The 5,150-nt window shown below is 69.7% G+C and carries 4 protein-coding genes and 1 pseudogene; all 5 read left to right on the plus strand.

What is annotated here, in order from left to right:
* Nucleotides 1–151, plus strand: a pseudogene (locus ACY34M_RS41760) (ATP-binding protein); the annotation flags it as partial.
* A gap of 382 nt (nucleotides 152–533) precedes the next feature.
* Entirely contained in the window at nucleotides 534–3,779 is a 3,246-nt protein-coding gene (locus ACY34M_RS41765) for a nitrate- and nitrite sensing domain-containing protein (protein ID WP_462723957.1), read from the plus strand.
* A gap of 10 nt (nucleotides 3,780–3,789) precedes the next feature.
* Entirely contained in the window at nucleotides 3,790–4,203 is a 414-nt protein-coding gene (locus tag ACY34M_RS41770; RefSeq protein ID WP_240140277.1) for a roadblock/LC7 domain-containing protein, read from the plus strand.
* A 94-nt stretch (nucleotides 4,204–4,297) separates the two neighbouring features.
* Nucleotides 4,298–4,894 (plus strand): DUF742 domain-containing protein, encoded by a 597-nt coding sequence (locus tag ACY34M_RS41775; RefSeq protein WP_462723956.1) that lies wholly within the window; start codon nucleotides 4,298–4,300, stop codon nucleotides 4,892–4,894.
* Nucleotides 4,875–5,150, plus strand: a 276-nt coding sequence (locus tag ACY34M_RS41780; RefSeq protein ID WP_462723955.1) for an ATP/GTP-binding protein, incomplete at its 3' end; no start/stop codon positions are given. The genes ACY34M_RS41775 and ACY34M_RS41780, both read left to right, overlap by 20 nt.

The raw sequence follows: 5,150 nt of genomic DNA on the forward strand, positions 1-5,150 counted from the left end.
GCACCAGCCGTACGCTCCCGAAGAGGTGCGCGAGGCCCTGCAGATCGGCCCGGACACCCCGATCATCACCACCGATGCCCGGCACCGCGCCGATGCGAAGAGCGGCCTGATCACGCTGGTGGAGCACGCCCTCATGGCCCGCCTGAAGTAATCGACCCCGGTCGAGAAGCGTCGGATCTCGGTCACCAAGTGGCCAGATCCGTACGGCAGTTGTCGTAGCCCCTGTGGAGCCCTCTGTGGCCTTTGACACGCCGGGCCGTGGTGTTCATAACGTTTCGAAAGAGAATTCCCAGGGCACCGACACACGTCGCGCACACCCGGTTCCGCTGCGCTCACAAGAGCCCCGCCTTTTGGCGGGGCTCGCTCTTTATGACCGTTTTATCTGGGGCGTGTGTCACGCGGAGCTTCCGCTTCCGACTGTTTGGAGGTGCGCCTCTTGACGTGCTGGAATGCGCTGAACTGCCCAGTAGCAACGGGCCTGAGGACACACAGCGGCACAACGTAGGTGCCGACGCCGAGAGGTTGTTGGTCGAGTGAGGCGAAGCAAGAACAGTCCCGAGCCGGTCTCGGCGCGGGGCAACTTCACCCCGCCCCCGCGCGATGCGGCGCGGACCGCACCGGCGGCCGAAGCCGCGGCGCCGGCGCCGTCGGGTGGCCGGATGTCACCCCGTAACTGGCGTGTACCTGCCAAGCTGAACGCCATCCTTCTCATACCCGTGGTCGTCGGTCTGGTCATGGGTGGGTTCCAGGTGGCCAACTCGATCGACACCTGGCAGGAGGCCGAGGACGCCGAGAGCACCGCACGTCTCGTGCAGGCCTCGCTGACGTACGGCAACCGCCTCATCGAGGAGCGCGACGTCACCGCCGCTCCCCTGCTCCAGGGCAAGCCGGACGACCCCAAGGTCGCCAAGGCCCGCGCGGCCACGGACGCCGCCGCCGAGAAGTTCCACGCCGCGGCCGAGAACATGCCGCAGAAGGAAGGCCTCGAGCGGCGCATGGCGCAGTTCACGGAGGTCGAGCCCGGCCTCAAGAAGCTGCGCGCCGCCGCCTACACGTCCAAGCTCCCCGGCGTACAGACCGAAGAGGGCTACGTCGCCATCCAGCACCCGCTGATGGAGTTCGCCAACGAGCTGGGCCTGGGCACCGGCAACATCACCAGCTACGGCCGCACCGTCTACGCGATCTCCCTCTCCAAGGCCGCGCTGTCGCTGGAGCGGTCCATCGGCATGCACCTCCTGGTGAAGCCGGGCACGAGCGCCACCAGCCTCAACCGGCAGCGCACCGCGCTCGGCAGCTACGCCTACCTCGAGAACATCGCCATCGAGGAGTACAAGGGCGGTGGCACGCCCGAGGACCTGAAGAAGCTTGAGGACACGGTCAAGAAGCTGAAGACCGACGGCGCCAAGCAGGCCGCCGCGGCCAAGGCCAAGAACCCCTCGTACACCCCGCCGCCGGAGACCACCAAGATGGTCGCGGCCGTGGTGGCGCTGCCGAACACCCAGCCGAGCAGCCGGCTCGCGCTCGCCCAGAAGGGCGTGACCCCGCAGAACTGGTGGGCGGTCAACACCGCGAAGTTCGACGCCTATCGCACGATCGAGTCGGACCTCGCGACCAAGGCCGTGAACGAGGCCTCCGGAATCGCCGCCGACGCCAAGCGTCAGGCGATCATCACCGGTGCCGCCGTGCTGGTCGCGCTGCTCGCCGCGTTCCTGCTCGCCGGCCAGATGGCCCGGCAGATGTCCCGCTCCATGCGCCGGCTGCGCTCCGCCGCCTTCGACGTGGCCGAGCAGCGCCTGCCGATGCTGGTCGACCAGCTCTCGCGCGCCGAGCCGGGCCGGGTGGACACCCGCGTACAGCCCATCCCGATCACCACCACCGACGAGATCGGCGAGGTCGCCCGCGCCTTCGACCAGGTGCACCGCGAGGCCGTCCGGCTCGCCGCCGAGCAGGCGCTGCTCCGGGGCAACATCAACGCGATCTTCACCAACCTGTCGCGCCGCAACCAGTCGCTGATCGAGGGCCAGCTGACCCTCATCACCGACCTGGAGAACAACGAGGCCGACCCGGACCAGCTGGAGAACCTCTTCCGCCTGGACCACCTCGCGACCCGTATGCGCCGCAACGGCGAGAACCTCCTGGTCCTCGCGGGCGAGGAGCCCGGCCGCCGCTGGGACCAGCCGGTCCCGCTGGTCGACGTGCTGCGCGCCGCGACCTCCGAGGTGGAGCAGTACGAGCGCATCGAACTGGCCGGCGTCCCCGAGGCCGAGATCCACGGCCGCGCGGTCACCGACCTCGTGCACCTGCTCGCCGAGCTCCTGGAGAACGCGACGACGTTCTCCTCCCCGCAGACCAAGGTCCGGGTCACCGCGACCCGTCTCCCCGACGGCCGCGTCATGATCGAGATCCACGACAAGGGCATCGGCCTCACCGCCGAGGACTTCGCGGACATCAACCACAAGCTGGCCAACCCGCCGACCGTGGACGCCGCGATCTCCCAGCGCATGGGCCTGTTCGTGGTCGGCCGCCTGTCCGACCGGCACGGCATCCGCGTCCAGCTGCGCCCCTCGGGCGAGCAGGCGGGCACGACGTCGCTGGTCATGCTCCCCGAGGTGATCACGCACGGTGGCGGCGACCGCATCGAGGAGTCCGAGTTCACCGTCTCGACGATGATCCCGAAGCAGGCCGCGTTCGAGCACTCCCCGCTGCGCACGGCCGCCGAGCTCGGCTTCGACGACAGCCGGTACCAAGTTCCGGACGATGCCCGCGAATTGGACCCGGTCGGCCGTTCCCTCCTGCGCGAGGAGCGCCGTGCGGCCCTGGAGGCGCAGCAGCAGGAGCCCGACCGGGCCCCGCAGGAGCGCCCGCTCTTCCGTGACGAGTTCCAGCCACAGCAGCCGCAGCAGGACCGTCCGCCCTTCCCCGAGCAGAACGCGTACGACACCCGACAGGCCCCGTACGACGACGGGCGGCAGCTCGCGTACGACGAGCCGCAGCAGGGCGTCTACGACGAGCGCCAGTCCGGCTACGACGGCCCGCAGCAGGGTGGTTTCGACGACCGGCAGCAGGGCGGTTTCGACGGCTTCGTCCCCGTGCAGCCCCGCCACGACAACGGTCGGCCCGACGGCTTCGCCGCCTCCGGGTTCGCCCCGCAGGACGGCTATGCGGAGGCCCGGCAGGAGCCGTACAACCCCTTCGAGCCGTCCGCGCCGCAGGCCGACTGGCAGGGCCGTGAGCCCTACCAGGGCGATTTCCAGGGCCCGTTCGGTCCCGAAGCGGAATCCGCTCCGGGCACTGCCGCGGGGGACCGGGAACGCGTAGGCTTCGACGGACACGGTGCGGTCCCTTCGGCGGATCCGACAGGGCCGGCCCCCTCCGCCCCCAACGCGCTGACCGACGCCGGTCTGCCGCGGCGCGGCGGCGGGGCCCCGCAGGAGCCCGCCCCGGCCTCCCCGCAGGCCCCCGAGACCCGCTCCGACGAGGACACCACCTGGCGTTCGGCCAACGACGCCCGGTGGGAGCGCGCCGAGCAGCTCAGGAAGCCGAAGGCGGGCGGGGTCACCGCGTCCGGGCTGCCGCGCCGGGTGCCCAGGGCCAACCTGGTCGAGGGCACGGCGGAGTCGACGCCGCAGGGCGGACCCCAGGTCTCCCGCGCCCCCGAGGACGTCAGGGGCAGGCTCAGCAACCTGCGTCGCGGCGTACAGCGGGGACGCAGCGAGGGCAGCAGTGATACGAACGGCCAGGGCTTCGGCCCTGACAGCACCTACAACCAGGAGCGTTAGTGTGAGCCCGATGAGCCAGGCGGCACAGAACCTGAACTGGTTGATCACCAACTTCGTGGACAACACCCCAGGGGTGTCCCACACGGTGGTGGTCTCCGCCGACGGACTCCTTCTGGCGATGTCCGAAGGGTTCCCCCGCGACCGCGCCGACCAGCTGGCGGCCGTCGCCTCGGGTCTGACCTCGTTGACCGCGGGCGCCTCCCGCATCTTCGAAGGCGGCCCGGTGAACCAGACTGTTGTGGAGATGGAGCGAGGATTCCTCTTCATCATGTCCATCTCGGACGGCTCTTCTCTCGCCGTCCTTGCACACCCCGAGGCGGACATTGGCCTCGTTGGGTACGAGATGGCCCTTCTTGTCGACCGAGCGGGTTCGGTTCTCACGCCGGACCTGCGGGCGGAGCTTCAGGGAAGCCTTCTCAACTAACAGACAGGCAGTGCGTATTCGCGTCCCGGGGCCGTAAGGTTTCGGGACGCGGCTCCACAGTGATGGTGCCCAGCGCAGTCGGAGGAGGAAGTTCGTGTCTGGTTCAGCAACACCCCCGAGCGGTTCGTCGGCTCATTGGCCGCCCTACGGCCACGGCCAGGGGCGGGGCCAGGCAGGCATGGGCGACGACGGGTCGCAGAACCGGTACAACTTCCCGTCTTCCCCGTCGTCGGCGAACCACGCCCGACCGACCCGGCAGCCCGGTCCCTACGACCAGCCGCCCGCGCCCCGCATCCAGCCCGTGCAGCCGCAGCCGCGTCCCGACGCGAATCCCGCACCCGCCGCGAAGAACAACCCGCTGGTGCGCCCGTACGCCATGACGGGCGGCCGCACCAGGCCGCGCTACCAGCTCGCCATCGAGGCGCTGGTGCACACCACAGCGCAGCCGCACCAGCTCCAGGGCCAGCTGCCCGAGCACCAGCGGATCTGCAATCTGTGCCGAGAGATCAAGTCGGTGGCCGAGATCTCGGCCCTCCTGACGATCCCCCTCGGTGTGGCCAGGATCCTCGTCGCCGACCTCGCGGAGGCGGGACTGGTCGCCATCCATCAGCCCGGCGGCGACGAGAGCGCCGGCGGCCAGCCAGACGTGACATTGCTCGAAAGGGTGCTCAGTGGACTTCGCAAGCTCTAGCGGAGGGCCGGCTGCTCCAAGCCGTTCCACCACATCGGCGAAGATCGTGGTGGCAGGTGGTTTCGGCGTCGGCAAGACGACGTTCGTGGGCGCCGTCTCCGAGATCAACCCGCTGCGCACCGAGGCCGTCATGACGTCCGCTTCGGCGGGCATCGACGACCTCACTCACACGGGGGACAAGACGACCACGACGGTCGCCATGGACTTCGGCCGCATCACGCTCGACCAGGACCTGATCCTGTACCTCTTCGGTACG

The organism is Streptomyces sp. EDA2-14 (assembly GCF_054963755.1).